Origin of the sequence: Acinetobacter sp. LMB-5 (genome assembly GCF_001541635.1) — a bacterium.
Taxonomy (GTDB): domain Bacteria; phylum Pseudomonadota; class Gammaproteobacteria; order Pseudomonadales; family Moraxellaceae; genus Acinetobacter; species Acinetobacter pittii.
This window is the reverse complement of sequence record NZ_LRDR01000033.1, coordinates 1-204: the sequence shown is the minus strand read 5'-3', so window position 1 is coordinate 204 and position 204 is coordinate 1. Positions and strand designations below refer to the sequence as shown.

Here is a 204-nt window from a genome sequence, read left to right as displayed (position 1 = left end):
ATGTAATCCTGAAAAGCATCATCTTCCATGTCGATATTGGCATTTCTCATTAAGCATTCAGGCGTAGCGCAACTAGCTTTAAAACGAACATTAAACGATTCATCATTCACTACTAGATTGCGTCGATAGCTGCCATCTTGAGAGAAATTATCAGCTTTTTCTGTCTGGCGTGACAAACGATTCTCTTCGATTTTTCTAAGCGCA

General features: G+C 39.2%; 1 protein-coding gene. It reads right to left on the bottom strand.

The genetic code is table 11. From position 1 onward, the window contains the following. The coding region (locus tag AW165_RS19790) for a hypothetical protein (protein WP_171254264.1) at positions 1–204 on the bottom strand (204 nt) is incomplete at both ends.